Annotated in this window: 27 protein-coding genes; 23 read left to right on the top strand and 4 right to left on the bottom strand. The window is 40.1% G+C overall.

The annotated features are described in order from the left end of the window. The first annotated feature begins 14 nt into the window (after window positions 1-14). The 12 genes from GXK58_RS21745 (at window position 15) to GXK58_RS21695 (ending at window position 8,003) form a co-directional block, all read left to right on the top strand. Window positions 15-269 (top strand): hypothetical protein, encoded by a 255-nt coding sequence (locus GXK58_RS21745; protein WP_160725280.1) that lies wholly within the window; start codon window positions 15-17, stop codon window positions 267-269. A 12-nt stretch (window positions 270-281) separates the two neighbouring features. Next, window positions 282-515: a hypothetical protein gene (locus GXK58_RS21740; protein ID WP_160725279.1), complete on the top strand. Its 234-nt coding sequence runs from the start codon at window positions 282-284 to the stop codon at window positions 513-515. Between the two features lie 65 nt (window positions 516-580). Continuing rightward, on the top strand, window positions 581-817 hold the full coding sequence (locus tag GXK58_RS21735; protein ID WP_160725278.1) for a hypothetical protein: 237 nt from the start codon (window positions 581-583) through the stop codon (window positions 815-817). Window positions 818-987: 170 nt separating this feature from the next. After that, a complete protein-coding gene (locus GXK58_RS27375) occupies window positions 988-1,143 on the top strand; it encodes a hypothetical protein (protein WP_237389745.1) in 156 nt (51 codons plus the stop codon). Window positions 1,144-1,199: 56 nt separating this feature from the next. Continuing rightward, window positions 1,200-2,951, top strand: coding sequence for an alkaline phosphatase D family protein (locus GXK58_RS21730; RefSeq protein WP_237389744.1), 1,752 nt, complete (start codon window positions 1,200-1,202; stop codon window positions 2,949-2,951). 207 nt (window positions 2,952-3,158) lie between these two features. Beyond that, a complete protein-coding gene (locus GXK58_RS21725; protein ID WP_160725277.1) occupies window positions 3,159-3,365 on the top strand; it encodes a twin-arginine translocase TatA/TatE family subunit in 207 nt (68 codons plus the stop codon). A 74-nt stretch (window positions 3,366-3,439) separates the two neighbouring features. Next, the gene (gene tatC, locus GXK58_RS21720; RefSeq protein WP_160725276.1) at window positions 3,440-4,168 is read left to right on the top strand and encodes a twin-arginine translocase subunit TatC; all 729 of its coding nucleotides are present in this window, start codon (window positions 3,440-3,442) and stop codon (window positions 4,166-4,168) included. 271 nt (window positions 4,169-4,439) lie between these two features. After that, entirely contained in the window at window positions 4,440-4,751 is a 312-nt protein-coding gene (locus GXK58_RS21715; protein ID WP_160725275.1) for a hypothetical protein, read from the top strand. Between the two features lie 2 nt (window positions 4,752-4,753). After that, complete coding sequence (locus GXK58_RS21710) at window positions 4,754-5,632, top strand: FAD:protein FMN transferase (RefSeq protein WP_160725274.1); 879 nt, start codon at window positions 4,754-4,756, stop codon at window positions 5,630-5,632. 1 nt (window position 5,633) lies between these two features. Continuing rightward, on the top strand, window positions 5,634-6,164 hold the full coding sequence (locus GXK58_RS21705; RefSeq protein ID WP_160725273.1) for a ferric reductase-like transmembrane domain-containing protein: 531 nt from the start codon (window positions 5,634-5,636) through the stop codon (window positions 6,162-6,164). Between the two features lie 90 nt (window positions 6,165-6,254). Continuing rightward, window positions 6,255-6,437: an aspartyl-phosphate phosphatase Spo0E family protein gene (locus GXK58_RS21700; RefSeq protein ID WP_160725272.1), complete on the top strand. Its 183-nt coding sequence runs from the start codon at window positions 6,255-6,257 to the stop codon at window positions 6,435-6,437. A 189-nt stretch (window positions 6,438-6,626) separates the two neighbouring features. Next, window positions 6,627-8,003 (top strand): Ig-like domain-containing protein, encoded by a 1,377-nt coding sequence (locus GXK58_RS21695; RefSeq protein WP_160725271.1) that lies wholly within the window; start codon window positions 6,627-6,629, stop codon window positions 8,001-8,003. Between the two features lie 59 nt (window positions 8,004-8,062). Here the strand turns inward: GXK58_RS21695 and GXK58_RS21690 are convergent, their stop codons facing one another. The 3 genes from GXK58_RS21690 to GXK58_RS21680 form a co-directional block, all read right to left on the bottom strand. After that, complete coding sequence (locus tag GXK58_RS21690; RefSeq protein WP_160725270.1) at window positions 8,063-8,746, bottom strand: 5' nucleotidase, NT5C type; 684 nt, start codon at window positions 8,744-8,746, stop codon at window positions 8,063-8,065. 144 nt (window positions 8,747-8,890) lie between these two features. Then, entirely contained in the window at window positions 8,891-9,736 is an 846-nt protein-coding gene (locus GXK58_RS21685; RefSeq protein WP_160725269.1) for a lytic transglycosylase, read from the bottom strand. A gap of 43 nt (window positions 9,737-9,779) precedes the next feature. Beyond that, the gene (locus GXK58_RS21680) at window positions 9,780-10,388 is read right to left on the bottom strand and encodes a polysaccharide deacetylase family protein (protein WP_160725268.1); all 609 of its coding nucleotides are present in this window, start codon (window positions 10,386-10,388) and stop codon (window positions 9,780-9,782) included. A gap of 272 nt (window positions 10,389-10,660) precedes the next feature. Here GXK58_RS21680 and GXK58_RS21675 point away from each other — a divergent pair, with 272 nt between their 5' ends. The 4 genes from GXK58_RS21675 (at window position 10,661) to GXK58_RS21660 (ending at window position 15,273) form a co-directional block, all read left to right on the top strand. Further along, window positions 10,661-11,863 (top strand): glycosyltransferase family protein, encoded by a 1,203-nt coding sequence (locus GXK58_RS21675; RefSeq protein ID WP_160725267.1) that lies wholly within the window; start codon window positions 10,661-10,663, stop codon window positions 11,861-11,863. A 5-nt stretch (window positions 11,864-11,868) separates the two neighbouring features. After that, window positions 11,869-12,648: a polysaccharide deacetylase family protein gene (locus GXK58_RS21670; RefSeq protein WP_160725266.1), complete on the top strand. Its 780-nt coding sequence runs from the start codon at window positions 11,869-11,871 to the stop codon at window positions 12,646-12,648. Window positions 12,649-12,669: 21 nt separating this feature from the next. Continuing rightward, window positions 12,670-13,854, top strand: a complete 1,185-nt coding sequence (locus GXK58_RS21665; protein WP_160725265.1) for a glycosyltransferase family protein — start codon at window positions 12,670-12,672, stop codon at window positions 13,852-13,854. A gap of 225 nt (window positions 13,855-14,079) precedes the next feature. After that, a complete protein-coding gene (locus GXK58_RS21660; protein WP_160725264.1) occupies window positions 14,080-15,273 on the top strand; it encodes a glycosyltransferase family protein in 1,194 nt (397 codons plus the stop codon). A 387-nt stretch (window positions 15,274-15,660) separates the two neighbouring features. On the opposite strand, the gene GXK58_RS21655 is transcribed toward GXK58_RS21660, so the two are convergent. Continuing rightward, window positions 15,661-16,764, bottom strand: coding sequence for a 5-methyltetrahydropteroyltriglutamate--homocysteine S-methyltransferase (locus tag GXK58_RS21655; RefSeq protein WP_160725263.1), 1,104 nt, complete (start codon window positions 16,762-16,764; stop codon window positions 15,661-15,663). A 221-nt stretch (window positions 16,765-16,985) separates the two neighbouring features. On the opposite strand from GXK58_RS21655, the gene GXK58_RS21650 reads away from it, so the two are divergent. From GXK58_RS21650 to GXK58_RS21620, 7 genes are all read left to right on the top strand, one after another. Beyond that, window positions 16,986-17,948 carry a bile acid:sodium symporter family protein gene (locus tag GXK58_RS21650; RefSeq protein WP_160725262.1) on the top strand — a complete coding sequence of 321 codons (963 nt, stop codon included), beginning with the start codon at window positions 16,986-16,988 and terminating at the stop codon, window positions 17,946-17,948. Between the two features lie 132 nt (window positions 17,949-18,080). Next, complete coding sequence (locus GXK58_RS21645; protein ID WP_160725261.1) at window positions 18,081-18,509, top strand: CBS domain-containing protein; 429 nt, start codon at window positions 18,081-18,083, stop codon at window positions 18,507-18,509. A gap of 232 nt (window positions 18,510-18,741) precedes the next feature. Continuing rightward, on the top strand, window positions 18,742-19,506 hold the full coding sequence (locus GXK58_RS21640; protein ID WP_160725260.1) for a sulfite exporter TauE/SafE family protein: 765 nt from the start codon (window positions 18,742-18,744) through the stop codon (window positions 19,504-19,506). Between the two features lie 123 nt (window positions 19,507-19,629). Continuing rightward, complete coding sequence (locus GXK58_RS21635) at window positions 19,630-21,546, top strand: Ig-like domain-containing protein (RefSeq protein ID WP_160725259.1); 1,917 nt, start codon at window positions 19,630-19,632, stop codon at window positions 21,544-21,546. A gap of 173 nt (window positions 21,547-21,719) precedes the next feature. After that, the gene (locus GXK58_RS21630; RefSeq protein WP_160725258.1) at window positions 21,720-22,118 is read left to right on the top strand and encodes a hypothetical protein; all 399 of its coding nucleotides are present in this window, start codon (window positions 21,720-21,722) and stop codon (window positions 22,116-22,118) included. Window positions 22,119-22,120: 2 nt separating this feature from the next. Then, entirely contained in the window at window positions 22,121-22,804 is a 684-nt protein-coding gene (locus GXK58_RS21625) for a PspA/IM30 family protein (RefSeq protein WP_160725257.1), read from the top strand. Window positions 22,805-22,876: 72 nt separating this feature from the next. Beyond that, complete coding sequence (locus tag GXK58_RS21620) at window positions 22,877-23,638, top strand: M50 family metallopeptidase (RefSeq protein ID WP_160725256.1); 762 nt, start codon at window positions 22,877-22,879, stop codon at window positions 23,636-23,638. Window positions 23,639-23,880: the final 242 nt, after the last annotated feature.

Below are 23,880 nucleotides of genomic sequence, written 5' to 3'. Positions count from 1 at the left end.
CTGAGGAGGTTCTTATGGAAGGTCCAGTTCCTTACATCAATATCAATATCAATATCATTAAAGTGAACTCGTTCGAGAATGCCTCCGCCATCAATGTCGGGCAAAACCTCTTGGCTGAATGGCATAATTCAGATAAAAAAAATATGGGATTAGGTCAAAATATGGGGGATGGAAGTAACTTTCTTGGTACGAGAAGTTATGTGGATGACCGTGACCAATTGGATTCTAACTCTACCTTCGATTCGACGTCCAGACTGCCAAACCTATAAAGGAGTGTGACTATGACTTTTGCGCCTGCTTCACTCAACATTTTAGGTATTAAAATTAATGCAATTGATCATGGAGCAGTTGTCAATCTAGGTCCAAGCCAGCATGTGGATTTGTTTGTCTCATATAAGCGGAACCAAGGGATAGGGGAACAGAACGGAGATTTTTCTCCTACTCTGTTGACGGCTTCCTGGGTGTCAGACACGGATTTAATTGATTCGCCGACCAATAAATCGAGCATCTTATAACAACGAGTCAGCCCGGATCTTGTGTTTTGTTTTCATACATTAGTATATAGGAGAGGAGTGTTCATATGTTTTTAATCTCTCCAGTGGTCGTCAATGTCCTGGGATTTAAAATTAATACCATCGACAATGGAGCGGTTGCAAATATGGGTTCGTTTCAATTAATCGACCAATTTGTTTCCTATAAGCGAAACCAGGCTTTGGGCGAAATGAACGGCGACCTATCCCCTGCTATTCTTCCATCCAATGCAATCCTTGACCCTGATGTCAGTGATAGTAATTCCATCAAAAATAGTGTGGTTTAAGTGATGATCTATTTAGAAGTGGAGTGCCGAAAAGGTACTTTCTTTTTAATCTGTCTGCTAAATAATCAAACGGCTCGCCTATTCGCTAGGCGGGCCTTTTCGCGCGCAAAACATCCGATCGTCCCCTTGGAGAACCGTTTTCTTGTTTTTCAAGTTCTTGTGAAAAAAATATGAAGAAAAATAGGTCCTTTGAAGCAGAAGTTCTAGCTGAAGAAAATGGTCAGAGACACAGTTTAGGAGTTTATCAGTTTATGTACCCATTAGATAATTCCTATTTACCCCAAAATGGCAGGATTCTTCCTTTACAATTCTTTACATTCGCTTAAAATTTCCTCTCTATAATGGAGACCGTAATAAAAATAATTCTCTGAGGGGGATACACATGTTGGGGAGAGAATCTTTGAGCGAGTTAATGAAACAATTAGAAATGGAAAGATTGCAAAAAAACATCGACCGGCGGAGTTTTTTACAAGGAGCAAGTAAGATTGCAGGACTTTCACTCGGATTAGCCATGCTAGGACCAATGGGGGCATTTGAAGTGAACGCAGACCCATCCTTCAGTGACTATCCATTTACACTCGGCGTTGCCTCTGGTGACCCGTTGTCTGATGGGGTTGTTCTCTGGACAAGACTCGCCCCGGATCCATTAAATGGCGGAGGGATGCCGCCGCATAGTGTCCCAGTTAAATGGGAACTGGCTGCCGACCCCAATTTCCGAAACATCATCCAAAGGGGTACAGAGCTTGCCAGACCAGACTTAGCGCATTCTATCCATGTGGAAGTAAGTGGATTGAAAGCGAACCAAATCTATTATTATCGTTTTAAAAGCGGCAATGAAATCAGCCCGGTAGGAAAAACCAAAACACTGCCGCCAGCTTCGACCAGTGTATCCGAACTGAACTTTGCTTTTGTCTCCTGCCAGCAATTTGAACATGGTTTTTACACTGCATACCAGCACTTAGCCAAAGAAGACTTGGATCTCGTCTTCCACCTGGGAGATTACATATATGAATACGGAGCAAATGAATATATTGCCTCAACAGGAAATGTCCGAACCCATAGTGGTCCGGAAATTAAAACCATCAATGATTACCGAAACCGCTATGCTCAATATCGCTCCGATGAACACCTTAAAGCCGCTCACGCTGCTTTTCCGTGGGTTGTTACCTGGGATGACCATGAGGTTGAAAACAATTACGCCAACCTGATTCCGGAAAAGGGGCAGTCGGTTGAAGAGTTTGTTGTCCGTAGAGCGGCCGCCTACCAGGCTTATTATGAGCATATGCCGCTTCGTAAGTCGACAATGCCGCAAGGGGCCGATATGAAAATCTTTCGCGATTTCCAATACGGGGATCTTGCTTCCTTCTTTGTTCTCGACACACGCCAATACCGTGATGACCAGGCAAATGGGGATTCAAGTTCCCCGCAAACGGCTGAATCCCTTGATCCTAAGCGGACCTTAATGGGAGAGGAACAAGAAGAATGGTTATTTAATGGACTCGATCGCTCTAAGACAGAGTGGAATGTTCTGGCACAGCAAATCTTCTTTGCTCAGAGGAATTACGGAACAGCGGCTAAACCAAAATTCAGTATGGATTCATGGGACGGTTATCCAGCCGCCCGCCAGCATGTCTTGGATTATGCGAAAGACAAACAATTAAACAACTTGATGGTTTTAACTGGGGATGTTCATGCGAGTTGGGCGTCAAACCTAATTGAGGATTTCGACAATGCCGATTCAAGGATCATCGGGGCTGAATTCGTTGGTACATCCATCACTTCAGGTGGAAATGGGGCGGATAAGCGCGCCGATACGGACAAAATTCTAGGCCTGAATCCACATATTAAATTCTTTAATGACTACCGAGGGTATGTACGGTGCCGGGTAACCCCGGAGCGCTGGCAGGCAGATTACCGTGTTGTTCCTTACGTGTCAAAAACTGGAGCTGATGTCTCCACCCGGGCATCTTTTATTTTTGAAAAAGATGAGCAGGGATTGAAACAGGTATCAACGACCCAAGTCCCATCAGGCGTGCAGCTTTCAACGGAAGTGGAAGAGGACCGCAATAAAGCTCATGGCCGTGCTCATCAAAAGCAGTTAGAGAAAAAAGGAGCCGTAGTTCCGAATCCGTAACTATTAGTTTACTCTCGGATAAAGGAGCGAAACTCTCGGATAAGCGAAGAAAACTCTCGGATAAGAGAGATTTACTCTCGAGAAGAGAAATAACTCTCGGAGGAGGGAAGTTTACTCTCGGATAAGAGAAATTTAAATAAATATGGCGTCATCAATTTACGAAAGCGGAAATAACTTGAATACAGAAATGAAAGGAGTGAGCGTTTCATGTTTTCGAATATAGGTATACCAGGTTTAATTCTCATCCTAGTGATTGCCCTAATAATCTTTGGACCGTCTAAGCTGCCGGAAATCGGCCGTGCCTTTGGAAGGACACTATCCGAGTTTAAAACGGCGACAAAGGAATTAGTGTCAGGCGATGAAAAAGAAGAGGAGAAAAAGCCAGCCCTTACAGCAGTTAAAAAAGAAAGATAAAATGAGTTTCGTTTAGTAAGAAGTGGACGGGGAAACTCGTCCACTTCTGTTTTCATTACGAAGGGGGATACAAAGTGAATCGGAAAGAATTGCATGTTATGGGGCATTTAGAAGAATTGCGGATAAGATTGATTAAAACTTTGTCGGCCTTTATTCTCCTTTTTATTATTTGTTTCATCTATGTGGAAAAAATCTATCAATGGCTCATTAGAGACTTGAATCAGCAGCTGGCTGTCCTTGGCCCAAGTGATATTTTATGGGTCTATATGATGATCGCGGCCGTACTTTCGATTGCAGGTGTCATTCCGGTTGCAGCCTATCAGATATGGAGATTTGTTGCACCTGCCTTGACGAGGGAGGAGCAAAAGGTGACATTGTGTTTTATCCCCTTCCTCTTTCTGTTATTTCTAATCGGGACTGCATTTGGCTATTTTGTGCTGTTTCCTACGGTTTTAGGATTTTTAACTTCCTTATCGGAAGGCCAATTTGAGACCCTGTTTACAGCGGAAAAATACTTTCGGTTTATGTTGAATCTTACTCTCCCGTTTGGATTGCTGTTTGAAATGCCGTTAGTGGTTATTTTTTTGACAAGATTAGGAATCTTAAATCCTTTAAAGCTGACAAAAGCGAGGAAAATTTCCTATTTTATCCTGATTGTCATTTCCATCCTGATCACGCCTCCGGACTTTATTTCGGATTTTCTTGTTACGATTCCATTGCTTATTCTTTATGAGTTGAGTGTTACTCTGTCAAAAGTCGTCTATCGAAAACGCAGCATCAATGAAGGGATTCCTGTTTCATAGACTGTTTCAAAGACAGAGAGCCATACCTTTTCCTAACATAGAATCCAGGGCATTCTTTACAACGTCCAATCGAGAGAATCTGACGTATTTTAATATGACCTGAAATAGAAAAAAAAGCCAATTACCTATTTTCTTATAGGAATTGGCTTTTTTCACTATGAACAAGTATTTTTCATTTTCTGGAATTCATTAAGGTTTAGTTAAGGTTCGAGTTCCATAATACAGACATGGACTTAAAGAAATTACTCTAAACCTGAAAGGAGTCCTACAAATGATTAAAAAGAAATTTACCTCTTGGGGAGTGAGCTTTGCCAGCCTGGCTCTCGTTGCAGGAATGATGTCATACATGGGAATTACAAACAAAGATACAACAAACCAAACAACTGCAGCCGCCCAGACGGCAACACAAAGTACCAATCAGCAAACTCAAGAAGAGACAGCCCAAGACTCATCCGTCACCTATGAGGTCCCAGACCAATCTACTGACACTAGCGGAACTCAATCGTCAAATGATCAATCTTTTTCAGAAGACCAGTCATTTAACCAACATGGAGGCTTTGATACCACTACAGGAGGAACCTGATCATGTATAAGTATAATTTCAATTCAATGAGTACAATGGTGCAAATTTCAATCAATAAAGAGTTATTTGCCAATGACCTCATGCCAGTATATAAGCTTTTTGCATCTGTCGAAGACACATGCAGCCGATTTAAAGAAACGAGTGAATTGTCACGCTTAAATAAACAAATGGGGCAAGAAGTAGAAGTATCTGATCAGTTGTTTAGCATTCTAGCAGAGGCCCTAAGATATTATAAAGAAACAAATGGTGTATTTAATCCTGGTGTTTTGTCAGCGATGGAAAACAGCGGCTATACCCAATCGATCGAATATATAAAAGGGCAGGAATTATCAGCTTCCACCCTTTTAGCACCAGAAGTAACCAACGCCCAGCCCTATCAACTAAATGAGGAAAAACAGACAGTTGTCCTCCATACTCGGATTGATTTAGGAGGGATTGCTAAAGGCTGGGTGATTGACCGTGCGGCAGAAATATTGTCGTCCCATGGCTTTGGTTTTATCAATGTAGGCGGCGACATCCGGATTTTTGGAACACTGCCGCGTCATTTAAATATTGGAATTGAAGATCCATTTGATCCGTCAAAAATAATTACCTCCATCCAAGTGTCTGATGGAGCGGTAGCCACTTCCACCTCCATGAAGAGAAGATGGAAAGTAGAAGGAAACGTTAAACATCATTTAATTGATGCGGTATCCGGCGAACCATCCGCAAGTACGATTGTTTCGTCTACTGTAACGGCCCCAACGGCAACAGAAGCGGACGTATTAGCGAAAGTGATTCTTTTACTAGGGGAAGACCGGGGCAAGGCCTTACTCGCTGTCAAAAAAAATCCCGCCGTTCTAATCAATGAAGTAAAAGAAATATGGAAAGGAAGCGAATGAAATGGAGTCTCTTGAATGGTACGCGATTAGAGCGACAGGAGTCGTGGCATATGTATTATTGTATTTGGCTGTTTTGACAGGCTTATATTCAGCTGTCCAGAAAAAACGAAAAAAGAAAGTGAATCATCTCCTTCATTTTCACGAGGTACTTTCCGATTGGTCCTTAATTATGACTGCCGGCCACTTAGGAATCTTGCTCATTGATGCCTATATGACCTTTAATTGGTCGGATGTATTCATTCCATTTAGCAGCAGCTATGAAACTATTTCTATGGGATTGGGATCGATTGCTACGTATTTTTTAATCTTAACGATTATTACATCAAAATTCCGAAAGAAAATTGGCTATCAAAAATGGCGCCAGCTTCATGCCCTTAATCCGATTCTCTATATTCTTGTAACTTTACACGGATTAATGAGTGGTTCGGACTTCCCGGGTACACTTTTGGCTGCAATTAATATAGCCCCGTTAATTTTAATTGCTGGAATGATGGCCTCTGATAAGAAAAAGCTGACTGAAGCAAATTCTTAAGTTTTTCTTAAGGTTTGTAGGGTATATAATATTCCAAGTGGAGTTACTATTTAATGGAAATTGTCTATTACTTTATGCGGAGATTATATCATGGAAAAAACACAAACGAAGGATAATATGAATCAATTAAAAATGAATATTGAATTACTCCGTAACGAAATGATTCGATTAGGGACGGAGGAAGGATTAACTAGTCAACGGACCCTTCAAATTAGTGAAGAACTGGATCGGTATATCATGAAATATCAATTGCTTTATTCGTTTGGGAGGTGAATACACATCCTAGCCATGCCCTTTTAAAAAATACTAAGAAACCCGCAATCATGCGGGTTTTTTTTGCATGATCCTCGTCTTAAACTATTTCTACTGAAAAAGAACTATAAATTTAATATATTTGTAAAATTATTGAAGACTTTTATCCTATTTTTTAGTAAGATAGAGGAAAAAGGGAGATGAAAAAGTGTGAGAGCATTAAAAACATTATTTTGCAGTTTAGCAGTTGCTTTTATGTTGTTTGTCATAGTTCCTTCAGTGGCCTTTGGTCAAACAAATGATCTGCCTAAACAGTCAGTCAGTAAAGCAAACGGTCAGCCTAAACAGTCAGTCAGTAAAACTATTATTAAAACTCCGCCAAAAAGTCCACTGATTAAATCATTGGCAAAAACGCAATCCTATACGGACGCGACAGATTACCCATTAGTAACTAATGGACAATATGTCGATTATTTGTATGACAGTTACTACACTGTTCATGATATTTATTTTGGAAGTGTATCAAACTACTCTAGTGATAAGATGGACATTCAAGTAACTGAAGATAGCGATTACTACTATTATAAGGATTCAATTGTATCTATTGAATATTATAAAAATAATGGCGGCGTGCTGTCATATGCTGGGTATACCCAGTTTGATACTTATGGATATTATACGAATTACTTACATTCCACTGTTCCTAAAGCAGATTTCAGTAATCAGCAGTATATTTATTTAAGAGTAGGTCTTTCTGAAACGGAATATGATACATATTATTCAGATACTACGCTTTTTAAGGTGAAAAATCCTTACTATGTTCCGCCGGTAGTTGATACAACTCCGCCTGCAAAGCCAACTGTTCGCACGATCAGTGATAAGGATACAACTGTGTCAGGAACGGCAGAGGCAAATTCAACTGTATATGCGAAAGTAGGAACAACAACGATTGGCTATGGTAAGGCTAGCTCGACAGGAAGCTACAGTTTTACCATTTCACCACAAAAGGCAGGAACAATCGTGACTTTTTATGCAAAGGATGCCGCAGGAAACGTGAGCGGAAATGTGTCTGTAAAGGTTATTGATAAAACTGCACCAGCCAAACCGACTGTTTATAGCATTGGGGATAACCAGACGATTGTGATTGGGAAAACTGAGGCAAATGCGAAAGTAGTCATCAAAGCAGGTACGACTGTTTTAGGGCAGGGCACTGCAATCAGTACAGGCTCTTTTACAGTTAAAATGACAGCCGCACAGAAAGCGAATACTAGTTTAACTGTCTATGCCACTGATATGGCAGGTAACCAAAGCGTGGGAACCGCTGTAAAGGTTTTGGACAAGACTCCGCCTGTTGCTCCAACTGTCAATAAAGTAACCTACTTATCAAAAAGTGTTACTGGCACAGGTGAAAAGAGTTCAACGATTTATATTTATAAAGGAACAGCATTAATTGGAAAAGCAACAGTAGATGCCTATGGAAAGTTTAATGCGGCTATTGCAGCTCAGCCAAAAGGGACGAAGCTGGAAGTGATTTCAATGGATAGTGCTTATAACCAAAGCAAGTCTGTATACGTAACTGTCTATTAATCTAGTAAAAAAACCTGAAGCCGATAGGTGCTTCAGGTTTTTTGTAGTTTTGAGGACTATTAGAAACTTCCGACAGTCGCATAAAGAAACTGTTCATAAATCTTTTGCTCTGCTTCTAAAAGACTGGTAATGCGCTTGTCTGTTTTAATATGGCGGTTATAGGGTTTATCCATTAACAGGATGGGAAGGCCGAACTTTTGAAAGAGTTCAAAGGTATCGGGTTTGTCGTCTATCAGCACATCAAAACGGACACGATATTTTTGTTTGGCAAAAAAGAGGTTACTCTCTGGAATCATGGGGAGGTGCTCTGCCACCCATGCTCTTTTGTCATCACAAGGATTGGAAGGAATCATCTCTCCTAAGCTCTCATTCCCACATACGACATCACTGTGGGAGTGGCCTGACGGAGGGTCACTGATGATAATGATATCAAATCCTTGCTCTATCAGTCTTTGCATCACTTCGGCGGCATAAGGGGCTGGCTCTATGTATCGAAATAAACCTGGTGTTTTGAATAAGTCATAGACACGCGGTCCAATATGAGAAGGGACCACTTTTGTCAAATCCCATTCTGTTATGTCATCTATGGTCAAAGATAACCCAAACGTCTCATTTAATAGTTCTGTATAACGCTGATTAAATAGATTACAAACGTCATCAAGGTCAAATGCGATTGTTGCTATATAATCATTGTTAAAAACGTGGTTTTGCTGCTGTAAAAATGATTGATTTGAAAAGCTCATTCTTTTTCCCCTTTGGTCGCTTATTTCACAATTATACTTGTCATTCCTGCTGAAGACAATGTCGGTTAAGCCTTAGAACTTCTGAGATTAATAGCTTAAATAAAAAGGAAGTACAATTCACCTGAATTGGACCCCCAAATTAGATTAGTCATTATCCCAATTTATTGCCTTAGAATAAGAAAGAACATTTTTCACATAATTTTGCGTGACCTCAATAGGTGGTATCCCATTATGAGCCTTTACTTTAGTTGGACCGCAATTGTAGGCTGCTATAGCCAATGTCCAATCATTAAATTCACCAAAAAGTTGTTTTAAATAACGGGCAGCTCCATCAATGGAAGCATCTGGAAGACAGGGGTTAATTCCAAGGGCATTCGCTGTTTCAATTTGAAATTGCATCAAGCCAATTCCGCCATCCGGAGCGACAAGATTAGGATTTCCCCGACTTTCGGTTACCATGATACTGTAGAGGATTTTACTGGGAACCTCATATTTTTTAGCCGCCTCCATAATGTACTTGATCCACCGTTTTGCTTGAGGCCCACCTGGGATCTGATCAGGTGTTATTTCTTTGAAGTTTTCGTTGAAGATGGGTTCATCATCGAGTAATTCTTGAATTTTGAGGACTTGATCCACATAGATTTGGTCCGAGGTGAGCCCATTTAACTTCATGATTTGAGCAATACTGACTTCGAATTTTTTGGAGATTCCCCAGAGTGTATCTGAAGGATTCACAATATAGGTTTGAAACTTTTTTGTTTGGGCAGCTGGTAACAGATTCGAAACCAGGGTTTGGTTCCCAGTCTGTTTATCGGATTGATTTTCTTTAATTTTAAGTACTTGGTCGACAACTAATTTCTCCGTTGTGAGGTTATTTAATCGTTTAAGCTCCTTCATGCTGACCCCGAATTTTTTTGATATGGACCAAAGTGTATCTGCTGGATTCACAATATAGAATAATTGGAATCTTTCTTTTTCTGGCTTCTTCATTTAAATAAAAAAACTCCCTTCTTCATCATTAGGTAATCACTAGTTATTTATTTACCATTTGAATGATGCTTTTAAAGTGATAATTTTTTTCTTGGGCTTTTTCTATGATTGTTGGAAGAGCTATTAGAGATGATTTAGTGGGGTGCATCAAAATGATGGAGCCATTTTTGATGTTAGGGACGATCCGATCGATAATCTCACTAGGGTCTTCAATTTTCCAATCAAGGGTATCCAGTGACCATAAGACAGTAACCATATTAAGATAGGAGGCAGTTTCAAGGACCTTTTTATCGAGATATCCATATGGCGGTGTAAAGTATTGAGGCCTTATCCCTAATACCTCATTAATTATTTTATTTGTGTTGGTAATCTCCATTTCAATTTCCGCTGCTGATAACGTTGTTAAATCCTGGTGTGAGTAAGAATGGTTGCCAATTTCCTGATTGGCATCTCTAATCATGCGTGCATATTCAGGGAACTGTTCTACCCATCTTCCTTCGAGAAAAAAAGTAAGACTTAGATTTCTTTCCTTCAGATATTCCAAAATATCGATTATATACTCATTTCCCCAAGCTACATTAACCATGATGGAAATCATAGGAGCCGATTCACTTCCATGTGTTATAAGAACCTGGTGTTTTTTTTCCTCCAAACCATGCTCCTCCTTACAATGTGGACGTAACGGTAATTTGGTATAGCGCTATTTATTGTATGCAGGAAAAAATGGTTTGTCCTAATAAAAGAAACCATTTGCCTGGCAATCTAGAGACGTTTTTTAAAAATGAACCCATTTCTTTTAAAGGTGGGACATCCTCCTATCCATTTTTCCAATTCATACATACTATATTTTCAGGTTCTTGTATAAATTAATCATTTTCTAAAATTAATTACTAAGCAAAGTAAAGGGAAGCAAGGAGAGAATCTATGCGTGTTCTATTTTTAGAAAGCCATCCGATGTGGATTCATGGATTGCCAAATGGATTTATCGATGCAGGACATGAAGTGAAGATTTCCGGTCCCATCGATCAATTGGATCTTGATTCACTTATAGCGGAATTCCAGCCCGATTTAATTATGACCATGGGATGGGGACCTGAAAACTCATCAAGATCCAAACAACAAAAGATTTATGAAAGTACAGTCAATGTGAATGTGCCACATGTCTATTGGGCGACAGAAGATCCGACATCAACAGAGATCTTTACTATTCCATATATTCGGCGCACACACCCGGACTTTGTCTTTACCATTTGCCAGGACAGGGTCAGTTACTATCGAAGTTTAGGAATCCCATCCGAACATTTGGATTTCGGCTACCACCCTAAAGTTCACCATCCCGTTGAGGTCGATTCCGATTATTATTCGCCCATTTCTATTGTGGCAAATGGATATCCAAGTAAGCTTTCCTATTTTCCCAATCATTTCAGGCACCAATCGATGAAAAATTTAATCGTTCCTTTGATTGAAAATAATATTCAAACCTACTTTTATGGGAATGGATGGGAAAATATGGGCCAGCATTTAGGGGTAGACATCCCTAAGGAATGGATCCGCGGCTATATTGATTATACATTAGCCAATAAGGTATATAGTTCTTCAAAGATTATCATTGGATTACAAAATCTCCCAACCCAGTTAACACAGCGGACCTATGAAGTGATTGGTTCGGGAGGTGTGTTATTAACAAATGACACACCTGAAATCCATCGTGTCTTTCAAGCCGGGAAAGATTTACTGACCTCCTCCACACCTGAAGAAACACTTGAACTAGTGAGATACTACCTTCAATACCCGAATGAACGGGAAGGACTGCAGAAAAATAGCTTGAAGGCGGTACAAAAGCACTCCTACAAAGAAAGGGCTCAATTTATACTGGAGATTTTGGAGAGAAGTGGAATGTTTAATAACAGAAAAAGTACGTACGTGTTAGGAGCGGAGAAAAAGGTAACCTTTCTTAAGGATGGGTTTGAAATCTATAAGGTGCAGAATGGTGATACCTTGTATCAAATTTCAAAAGAATTTGGAGTGACCATTGAACAGCTAAAGCAACTAAATGGCTTAACATCAGATATCATTGATTCGGGCTATCCATTAAAAATAAAAAGTATTAAGAATGGTGGTGAATGATCTTTGTGAATAAGCCATTTGATTATTATACGATTTGTCATGGAGAAACCTTGGGCAAGATTTCCAAACAGTTTGGAATGCCGCTGGAAAAACTAATGCAGGATAATCAATTAACCTCAGATTTTATCTACGCTGGTCAACTCCTAAAGATTGATAGGGAATTTTCAAAATCAAAGCCGAAGGACTCCGTGTTTATTTCTAAAGGATTAAAGGATGACAAAATGATTTCGCTCACCTTTGATGCTGGGGATAGTGCAGAAAATACCGCTAACATCTTGGATGTGTTAAAAAGATATGATGTACGGACGACCATGTTTTTAACAGGGGCCTGGGTTGAGAAATTTCCAGAACTCGCTAAAAGAATGGCTGCAGAAGGACATGAAATTGCCAATCATTCGTATAGTCATCCGGATTTCACGAAATTAACCAAAGATGAAATTCACTCCGAATTACAGCAGACAACTTCCGTTTTTGAAAAAATGATTGGGCAGAAGGGAAGCCCATTGTTCCGGCCGCCATTTGGTTATTGGAATAAAAACCTGCTAGAGTCTGCTGGTCAGCTGGGGATTGCTTATACCGTCTATTGGAGCATTGATACGATCGATTGGCAGGAACCGAGTGTTGATACGATATATCACCGGATTTTCTCTAAACTAACTGGTAATGATATTGTTTTGGCCCATTTAAATGGAAAACCTACAGCAGACTCCATGGATCTTGTGATACCAGAGCTCAAAAGACAAGGATACCAATTGGTAAAAGTCAGTGAGATGCTATGGGACTAAGTTCTTATAGGAGAGAAAATCATGCGTATCTTGTTTTTAGAAAGTGACCCGATGTGGATTTATGGACTTCCAAGTGGATTTTGTGATGCCGGACATACGGTGATGGTATCCGGTCCGCTGGTAGAGGGAAGCTTGAACGAGATGATTCCCGCCTTCGGGCCCGACTTAATTATCACGATGGGTCATACGGCTGAACATACTGTCCAAAAGCAGAAGATGATTAAAGAGTATGTGAAAGCCGCCAAGATTCCTCATATCTATTGGGCTACAGAAGATCCAGGATATACGTTCACATTCTCTCTGCCGCTTATTCGGACGATCGAACCCGATTTTGTCTTTACGATTTGCCCTTCGAGGGTAGATTTTTATAAAAATCAACAAATACCAGCCGCACATCTGGATTTTGGCTATCATTCTACTATTCATTTTCCTGACAAGGCGGATGACAAGTATAAGGCTTCAATCGCTATTGTCGCCAATGGCTATCCTATGCTTTATGAGAAAAGGCCGGATCACTACCGCTTTAAAGCCTTGCGATTACTTCTCAGTCCTTTTCTGGAGGAAAATATGAGAATTGATTTTTGGGGCCGTTATTGGGATCAAATGGAGCCTATCCTTGGCAAGAAGATTCCGAGTGAATGGATCCATGGGTTTCTGCCTTATACAGAAGCTAATAAGGTATACAGCTCGGCAGATATTATTCTCGGTGTTCAAAATCATGATACACAGGTTACACAGCGTACGTATGAGGTGCTTGGGTCCGGCGGTCTTTTGCTTACTAATCATACCACTCAAATCAGGCGGTTATTTTCCCCAGGAGAGGACCTTTTAGTGAGCGATTCCTCTAAAAAAACGATCGACCTAGTAACATATTATTTAAATCATCCTGACGAGCGAATGAGAATGAAAGAATCAGGCAGGGAATCAGTAAAGAAATATTCTTATAAACAGCGGGCTGACTATATCATTCATACTCTTATCGGTGCAGGTATCCTATCAAAAGATGCCGAATGCTCCGGTACAGGCGAATTGCTTCATTACGTAGATACCTTAAAGGAAAACTATGAAATTTATTTCATTAAGCCCAATGATACCTTATGGAGCATTTCAAAGAGATATGGAGTAAGTGTGGAGGAACTTAAACAGCTAAATAATTTAACAACCGATCTCATTATGGTCAATCACTATTTGAAAATAAGGCTTTGATAAAGAACATTGTTGATTTTTTACACCAACTGTTGATTGGAGCGGAAGGCACGAAGACTCCTGTGGGAGTACGGTTCAGGGGAGACCCCGCAGGCGTAAGCGCCGAGGAGGCTCACCGAAACGCCCACGGAAAGCGAAGTGCCTGGAGTGGAAATCAACAGCCATGTTTAACACAGCCAAAAATAAAAAGGAAATCGGATATTTTTTATAATTAGAGGTGAAACAATGCGTATTCTCTTAATAGAAAGCGGGGATATTTGGAGTAATAGTTTAGCCAGAGGCTTTACAGCAGGCGGGCATGATGTTCTCGTTTCCGGTCCGATTGGTAAAGAGAATTTAACCGAGATGATTGAAACATTTAAGCCTCATTTTGCGATTACAGTTGGCTGGGGAGTGGAGCATACAAAGGTTAAGCAGCATTTAATACGCGAACTAATGGCAGCCCATCAGGTCCCGCTCGTTTATTGGGCGGTCGAAGATCCTGCTTATACGGAAGTTTGGTCCATACCATTAGTAAAAACCATTCAACCCGATTTTGTGTTTACCTTATGCCCCAAAAAGGTAGATACCTATAAACAATTAGGGATTCCCTCGGAGTATTTAGATTTTGGATATGAAGAAACGATCCATCAGCCAGTTGATGTCCATACTGAATTTGAGGCACAGATTGCGATCGTTGCCAATGCGTATCCAGATATTTTAAAAAAGTATCCAGAGCATTTCCGTCATCTGTCCTTAGATACCTTAATCAGCCCCCTTGTTAAGGAGAATATTCGGATCGATTTTTGGGGAGCCAATTGGGATCAGATGGATGAATACCTGGGGTGCAGCATACCGAGAGAATGGATCCATGGTTTTCTTAATTATAAGGATGCCAATAAAGTGTATAGTTCCTCACAGATTATTTTAGGATTACAGAATTATCCTGATTTAGTAACGCAGCGAACCTATGAAATATTAGGTTCTGGCGGTTTTCTCCTTACAGTAGATACACCTGGGGTTAGGAAAAATTTTAAGCCAGGAAAAGATCTAATTGTCTCATTGACTCCGGAAGAAACCATTCAGAAGGTGAAATACTACCTCAATCACCCTTTAAAAAGGGCTAAGATTCAAAAACAGGGCAGGGAAACGGTACAAGCACACTCCTATAAACAACGAGCCAGCCAAATGATTAATACATTAATCCGCAATGATATTTTAAAAAACGGTTTAAAGGGTGTTAAAGGTAAAGGTGAATTGATCTATTTTAGCTCGAACGATGGATTTGAAATCTATAAAGTACTGAAAGGAGATACTTTATACAAGATTTCCAGACAATTTGGGGTATCGATTGAGGAGTTGAAATCGTTAAATGTGTTATGTTCTGATTTGATCCTTGAAAATCAGCTCTTAAAAATAAGGAAAAAAAATATGGATTGAACCTCATTTAGAAGTATTAAGTAAATGAGGTTTTTTGGTCTCATTATTCTTTTTAAATAAGGCTGTGTTAAAACTGAATGTTGATTTCACTGTGTTTGAAAAATAAACGGTAAAATTCCGTTTAAATTAAGAAATACCTATAATTTTTTAAAAATAAAGGAGGTTTTTCCGTCTATATTATCCAAATCTTTGAATTTCGCCTTATTTAGAGCAGTTAATCGGAGTATCTCCGCTTATATCTGCTTCTTGGGCTTCCTCTATAAACATTAGCCGGAAATTCTCCGCCTATGAATTCTCATACCTACACGAAAATCAACAATGAATGATAACAGAGCCTTTTAAAAAAACAAACCCACATGTTTAGTGGGTTTGTTTTCGTTTTGATGCTTATTTCCAGACATCATTTGCAATCGAAATAACATGTTTCACTTTATCCCATTGCTGTTCTTCTGTAAGTAGATTTCCTTCCTCTGTTGAAGAGAAGCCGCACTGAGGGCTTAGGCAAAGCTGGTCTAAATCTACATATTTCGCTGCTTCTGCAATCCGTGACTTGATTCGTTCAGGGTCTTCTAATTCGCCAAACTTCGAAGTGATCAATCCTAGAACGATCTGTAAATCCTTGCGATTGACATGTTTTAACGGTTCAAAGCCGCCAGAGCGCTCATCATCAAATTCTAAGAATAAACCGTCCAGCTGTAATTGGCCGAAGATATATTCTGATGCATTGTCGTAGCCGCCGCTTGCTGTGTAAGTAGATTTAAAGTTTCCGCGGCAGATATGCATGGTGATCACCATGTCTTCTGGCTTGTTGGCGATCGATTCATTGATAGCACGAGTGAAGATTTTAATTAACTCTTCTGGTGTATAGCCTTTATCGGCAATTTGCTGGTGGCCCTTTTCTGAGAAGAAGACTGCCCATGAAGTATCATCTAACTGCAAGTAACGGCATCCTGCCTCATAAAATGCCTGAATGGCTTTTTGGTAAGCCTTAATTAAGTCATTAAAGAAGTCATCTTTGTTTGGGTAGACTGACTCTTCAATCAGACCTCTAAAGAAAAGCATGTTCGGGCTGGGAATCGTAAATTTTGCCGTGTGGTCACCAGCAATGCTGTGTAAGAATTTATAGTCTTCGATAAATGGATGCTGGCCGAAGTCTAGTTTCCCTGACACTTTTACTCCGTGTGCTCTTGTTTGAACCCCGTTAAATTGAATACCAGATTCTGCTTCGAAAAGCTCGACGCCCTCTAGTCCAGCTAGGAAGTCGAAGTGCCACCAAGCACGGCGCAGTTCTCCGTCTGTTACAGCTGAAAGGCCCACTTCTTTTTGCTTTTCTACTAATTTAATAATTTCTTCGTCTTCGATGGCACGAAGCTGTTCCGCTGTGATTTCTCCATTTTCTTTTTGGAGGCGGGCTTTTTTCAGACGTTCTGGACGAAGGAAGCTTCCGACGTGGTCCGCTTTGAAGGGTGCTCTAGTAAGTGTTTTTGTCATTTTGTCTGCTCCTTTTAAAAAATATAATTTTAATTATATATAAAATTTTCGAAAAATGCATAGTAAAATCGTCTACTAAAAATTGCCTGCAAGATGTAAGCCCTTTATATAGATAAGTTTATTAATTATTTGATAGAAAATATTGATTTTTGAGAATATTTATTTTACTATATTAAAAGACTGATTATTTAGAAAAACGAAGGAATATGGGGGTATTGGGGATGGGTGTTATTGAAAAAGTTAGCAACTTTGCCGGAAAGACCTTTACGTTATGGGTTTTGATTTTTGCGGTTATTGCTTATCAATTTCCTGATCATTTTGTGTGGTTAGGAGGCTATATTGTTCCTTTATTAGGAATTGTTATGTTTGGAATGGGTTTGACGTTGGAGTTATCGGACTTCCAAGAGGTTTTTAGAAGACCGAAAGAGGTGGCGCTTGGCGTTGTCGGGCACTTTGTGATCATGCCGCTGTTGGCGTTTTTACTGGCGATTGGACTTGATTTGCCGAAGGAAGTCGCGGTAGGGGTTATTTTAGTAGGATGCTGCCCGAGTGGGACCGCTTCGAATGTCATGGTGTTTTTAGCAAGAGGAAATGTCGCACTGGCTGTGGCAATTGCTTCTGTTTCGACGATTCTTGCACCGATTGTGACTCCATTGCTTATTCTTCTGTTTGCAAGTAAATGGGTGGATGTGAGCGTGGCATCGTTATTCCTTCAAATTGTACAGGTGGTTATTGTTCCATTGGCAGTAGGCTTTTTGATTAAAAAATTCTTTGGAAAACAGGCCCAGGCCGGTGCGAAAGCATTGCCGCTTGTTTCGGTTCTTGCGATTGTGTTGATTGTATCTGCGGTTGTAGCCGGCAGTGCGTCCAAAATTGCTGAAACTGGTCTGCTTATATTTGGAGTGGTCATCCTTCATAATTTATTAGGATTCTTGATTGGATTCTTCTTCGCTCGTATCTGCGGAATGGATTTGGCCAAACAAAAGGCTGTGGCGATGGAAGTGGGTATGCAAAACTCCGGATTGGGAGTCGCGATTGCTACGGCACACTTCTCTCCTTTAGCAGCGGTGCCAAGTGCGATTTTCAGTGTATGGCATAATTTATCCGGTTCGGTTCTGGCGAATATTTTTAGCCGGATTAAGGAAAAAGGTCAAAATGACGAAACGATTAAACGTGTCGGTTAATCTTGAACTCCTCTCAGTCTAATTAGGCTGGGAGGTTTTTTTGTTAGGGAGCTGATTTCCATGAACTCAAGCATGTTTAATAAAAAAAAGGGAGGGTATAAAACTATTAAATGAATAAAGGAGGCATTAAAAATGAACGTTGCTAATGTTATGACAACCGAAGTTGATTGCTGTACTCCTGAAAGCACTTGTAAAGAAGCAGCCATGAAGATGAAAGAACTTGATGTAGGTGCGATTCCCATTTGTGAAAATGAGAAACTAGTGGGCATCATTACTGACCGTGACTTAGTCATAAAGGGAGTAGCAAGCGACCTTTCTAGTGATACTGCTGTTTCTGAATTACTAACAAACAATATTGTAGTGACAGGCACCAAAGACATGTCCATTGAGGAAGCTGCCAAAATCATGTCTCAGGAACAAATCCGGCGCCTTCCTATCGTGGAAAATGAAACATTGATTGGAATGGTTTCGCTCGGTGATTTAGCTGTAAATAATCAATCGAGTGATGAAGCAGGGGAAGCCCTTAAGGAGATCTCTGTTCCATCCGGGTCTAATAATTAAAGCCCTTTGGGCCATGGAAGAAGAATGGTTGTAAAATAATGAAGCACATAAAGATAAGAAATCCGGCCCCTTATTGGCGCCGGATTTCTTATGCCTTTTTTGCGATTTTGTGAATAAAGCCATTTTATATCTAATTCTCAGAATCTATTTAAAAGTTTGTTATTTACAAGACTGTGATAATTATATATAATCCTATATAAATACTTGGAATTGAGAATGGGCGTGTATCGTTATGAGTATAGGAATTGCGTTGATGGGCTTATTGGTCGGTTTTTTGGTCGGTTTGACTGGAGTGGGAGGGGCTGCCCTTCTGACACCTGTCCTAATATTATTAGGGATTAATCCTTCGATCGCCGTGGGAACGGACCTTGTTTATAATTCTATTACAAAACTGTTCGGTGTTGCTGGCCATTTAAAACAAAAGACGATTAATTTTAAAATGGTTAAATATTTAGCAATGGGAAGTATCCCAAGCGCGGCTATCGCCATTGGCGGCCTTCATTTTTTTGAAGAGCAATTTCATAATCAAGAACAAATCATAAGACACGCCCTCGGATATGTACTGATCTTTGTTTCTATTGCTATTATATTCAAAACCTTTATGGAAAAAAGGCTGCGTCCTAATCGCTGGCAGGAAAAACCTTTAAGTGAAAAAAAGCTTTTAACGGTTTTAATTGGAGTTTTCTTTGGATTTATTGTCGGTCTTACCTCATTAGGTTCCGGTTCTTTATTTGCCGTAGCCATGATTTATCTTTATAAAATGAAGACATCTGATATGGTCGGTACAGATATTGCTCATGCGTTTTTACTAGTTACCGTTGCCGGAATTATGCATGTTGGCTTTGGTAATGTGGACTATACGCTTGTAGGGAATCTGTTAATGGGGTCGATTCCAGGGGTGTTATTAGGCAGTACGGTTTCTGCAAAGGTTCCGACAAGACCACTGCGGGCGGTTGTTGCGGTGTTGATTTTTGTTAGTGGGATAAAGTTAATATAGTTCTGTCGAGAGAAGTGTGAAACTGCACTTCTCTTTTTTAATAGATTTCCCCTAAATTATACCAAAATATGATAAAATAGAATCTATGTGATTATTGGAAATAAATAGTTGGGAGAATAAAGAATGAAATCTATCCTATTAAAAGCGTTCCTTTTAACTTGTATAATCCTCCCGTTTGGGATTCAGGAGAATGCCTCGGCCGCTACTATTGCCTGGCCATCTAAATGTGAATCATTCGGGGCAATTAAGTCAAATCAAAATCCATCTTTTCAGCATATCAATTGCTTGCTGACGAATGCGGCTATCGCAGCCAATATCCCTCCGGAAGTAGTGAAAGCTGTCGCGGCACAAGAAAGTAGCTGGCGGCAATTTGTTAATGGCAAGCCATTAATTACCTCGGACGGCGGGATTGGAATTATGCAAATTACCAATCAATCAAGCTATGATCAGCAGAAATTAAAGGATGACATAACCTATAATATCCAAGCAGGCGTTGATATTCTAAGGCGTAATTACCAGCGTGAAGATCTTCCTGAAATAAAAGGGGCTGGCCCTGAGGTGATTGAAAATTGGTACTTCCCGGTGATGGCTTATAACGGAACCAAGCCTATAAACAGTCCTATAGTTCAGAAAGATGGCAGTAGAAATGCGGAAGCATACCAGGAAAAAGTCTTTACCAATATTGAACAAGAAAGTTTCTTTCAAAATATTAAATTAGGGTTATATCCTTTCTATAAGACCCAATTTGTTTATGATCCTAACAGTGACCAAAATATTGTATTTAAAGAGCTGAAATATACTCTGACTGATCAACTGCATGCTTCTATGTCTCAGTTTAAAATGGGAAATAAGGTAGTCACAATAAATGGGGTTAATTTAAGGTCTAAACCTACAACATTGAATTCACCAATTTTAAAATATTTGGAAAAGAATACAACTCTAATCATTAATGGGGATTTTACATATGACCAAAATATAGGAAGTTTAAACCAATTTGTCTGGTACCCAGTCAAAACAGCGGATCAAAAACTAGTTGGTTATATCCCTTCTGCATATATTACAAGAAAACTAGATTCACCAGTTGTGAATCCTGTGGACGATAATGATCTAGTTGTATCCGGTAAAGCACCGGCGAATGCCATTGTAAAAATCATGAATGGAACAAAGTTAATCGGCAGTGCTAAGGCTGATTCAACCATGTCATTTAAGGCTCCAATTCCGGTTCAAAAAGCCGGAACCAAGCTGACAATATCGTATAAGGATAACCTAAATACGCAAAGTCCATCTGTAACGAAGACAGTTACCGATAAAACAGGTCCAATCGCCCCGGCAGTAAACTCTGTAACGAACAAGTCAGCTTATGTTTCGGGCAAAACAGAAGCAAATGCAACCGTGATTGTGACCATCGCCGGAAAAGCCTATAGTAAAAAGCTGGACGGAACCGGAATTTTTAAAGTTACTATTCCAGTCCAAAATGCAGGAACCAAATTTACCGTAGTCGCAAAAGACAGTTTAGGAAATCCAGGTGCGGCTCGAGCAGTTACCATCGTAAAAGCAGCGCCGAATATGCCGAGTGTGAATGCAGTAAACAACAAAGCTGCGGCCGTGACGGGGAAAACAGAAGCATATGCCACGGTTACCGTCGTAATCGCGGGAAAGGCCTACACCAAAAAAGCTGATTTAAATGGTAACTATAGTGTAATCATACCTGTGCAAAACACAGGAACCAAACTATCTATTACTGCAAAAGACGGGGCGGGCCGGATAAGTGCCGCAAGAAGCATTGCAGTGATTCGTGTTGCGCCGAATATGCCTACTGTGAATACAGTTAGATATTACTCTACCTCCGTGACTGGAAAAACAGAGAAGTATGCAACAGTATCGGTTAAGATCGGGACAAAGACGTACCCAGTAAAAGCAAATGCTTCTGGAGATTATAAAGTGTCTATTCCGAAGCAGCGGGCGGGAACTAAACTATATGTAAGTGCTAAGGATGTATACGGAAAAGTAAGTGCAACAAGAACGGTGACAGTGAATTAATATTTTGCTAAGAGAATTAAACTAGGGTTGTTTTCATATTGAAAACAGCTCTTTTTGTATTTTCTCCGAAAAAAACTCTAGTTTTTTTAAAAATAGTTTTCCTTTTCACCAACTTTTCACCATTGTCTATTAATATTCATTACATCAAGTAACGAAAGGAGGAAAAAAACAAGATGAATACAAAAGTAAAAAAGGGTATTTTCTGGGGAGTCATCATTGCTTCAACGGTTTTGGTGATCAATGTACTCCACCTTCTAGTAGGAGGCACGAGCGCATTTGCTAGAGGTCCACATGGCGGCCAAGGTGGGGGTATGGGACACGGCGGCTTTGGGGACAAAGCGATGATGAATGGTGCTCACCATGGAGGAGGATTCCCTTGGCTTTTCCTTATTATTGGACTAGCTGTTCTAGTACTACTAGTAAGATGGCTTCGAAAAAAATCAAAAGCTTCATCTATGCAACAGTTTATTGACACTTCACTTGTGGGTTCACATATACCAGTAACTAACCAAAATGCTAACATTCTTGATCAATGGGAAAAAAATATTTTAACTAAAAAGGAGAATAAATAAAAATGGGTATTTTTAAACGATTAAAGACAATCACTATGGCGGAAATCAACGGACTATTAGACGGAATTGAAGATCCAATTGCGATGTTAAATGAGTATTCCCGCGAAATGGAACATGAAATTACTAAAGGCCAGCAAGCCTTAGCCAGACAACTTTTTGTAGAGAAGAAGCAAGCAGCTCTTATCTCGGAAACAAAGTCCTTAGTGGACAAGCGTACACGTCAGGCGAAACTAGCACTTGAACAAGGTGATGAGCAGATTGCTAAATTGGCTGTCCAAGAAAAGCTTAACAAGGAAAACCAATTGCAATTATATGTGGATCAATTGGAGTCGATTAAGGGACAAACCCAAATCCTTGTTGAAAAATTAGATCAGTTGAAAGAAACGTATAACCAAATGCAGCAAAAGAAAATTTTGCTCGCTTCACGGGCGAATGTGGCTCAGTCTATGAAGCAAATTCAAAAAGTAACGGTTTCTTTCAATACGGACGATATCGCCAGAGGTGTGGCTCGTGCGGAAGAGAAGATTTTAATGATGGAAGCGGAAGTACAGGCAGGAAATCAGTTCGCTGCTCCATTAGCACAGTTTGATGCAGCGTATGATAACTATGTGAGCGAAGATGAGTTAACTAAAGAGCTTGAAAAGTTAAAGAGTGAAAAAGAGAAGGAAAAAGCAGCCGTACTATAATACTAGGGAGGAGCACCGACTTATAGGCTTGGTGCTTCTCTTTCTATCTGGCTTGCCTGAGGAGGGGTTCAATTGAATACGACAACGCTGATTCTTATCTATCTTGGTGTAGCGTTGGTGGGGAGCATGATTCCGTTTATTAGGGTGTTTTTCGCCCATTTCCATAATTTGATTCATCTTGTGGTTAGTGTTTGCCTGGAGGGTGGTAAAATCCGCCTTTACCCGGATGGTTCAGGACAAACAACGGGCGATACGCCAGCGTTTAAAAAAGCACTTATTTCTTATGCAGGTTATACGGTTGCTTCAGTGGCGGCGATCGGATTGTTTTATTTAGCGACTAAAGGCCACTATTTATGGGTCATTTATCTTTATTTGGGACTTAGTGTACTGGCATTAGTGCTGTGGATTCGCAATGCATTTGGTGTCTTATGGAGTCTATCGGTTATTGCTTTATTGGCGGTACCGGTTTATTTTCACTATCAAACTAGTTTACCTGTGAATTTTAATTTTGATACGGTTCTGGTTCATATTAGTATTTTTCTAGCTTCGGTTTTGTTTGTGCAATCTGTGATTTGTGCGGTTCAGGTGTGCAGGCAAGGTTTTATGTCGAGGAAAAATCCAAAGAGGAAGGCCGCACTGGTTCAAACGAAATTTATCCCGGCTGCTCTTTTGGGACTGATTCTGTTTGGCCAAACTGTTTTTGCCGGTTACTTTTTTGCTCTGAATTTTATTAGTCTTCCATTTAGTTTGGACATCGATCTATCCACACACCTTCTGGATGCAAAGGATGTGATCTGGTCTACAGTTAGTGGAGTATTAAGTAGTAAGGGATAATTCAATTGGATTAAGATTGTTGATGGTTGGGCTGTTTTCCTGAGGAAAACAGCTTTATTTTTTTGTTTTTGAGAGTGGGATGATGTGATTGACGACCGAGCAGAAGCTGCAAGGGGAAGTTGGGTAGCCAATAGGGTATATTGACGACCGGGCAGAGGCTGCAAGAGGAAGTTGGGTAGCCAATAGGGTCTATTGACGACCGAGCAGAACTCCGGAGAGGAAATTGGGTAGCCAATAAGGTC

Source organism: Bacillus sp. USDA818B3_A, assembly GCF_009928415.1.
Taxonomy (GTDB): domain Bacteria; phylum Bacillota; class Bacilli; order Bacillales; family Cytobacillaceae; genus Neobacillus.
This window is presented reverse-complemented; position numbering and strand designations above follow the sequence as displayed.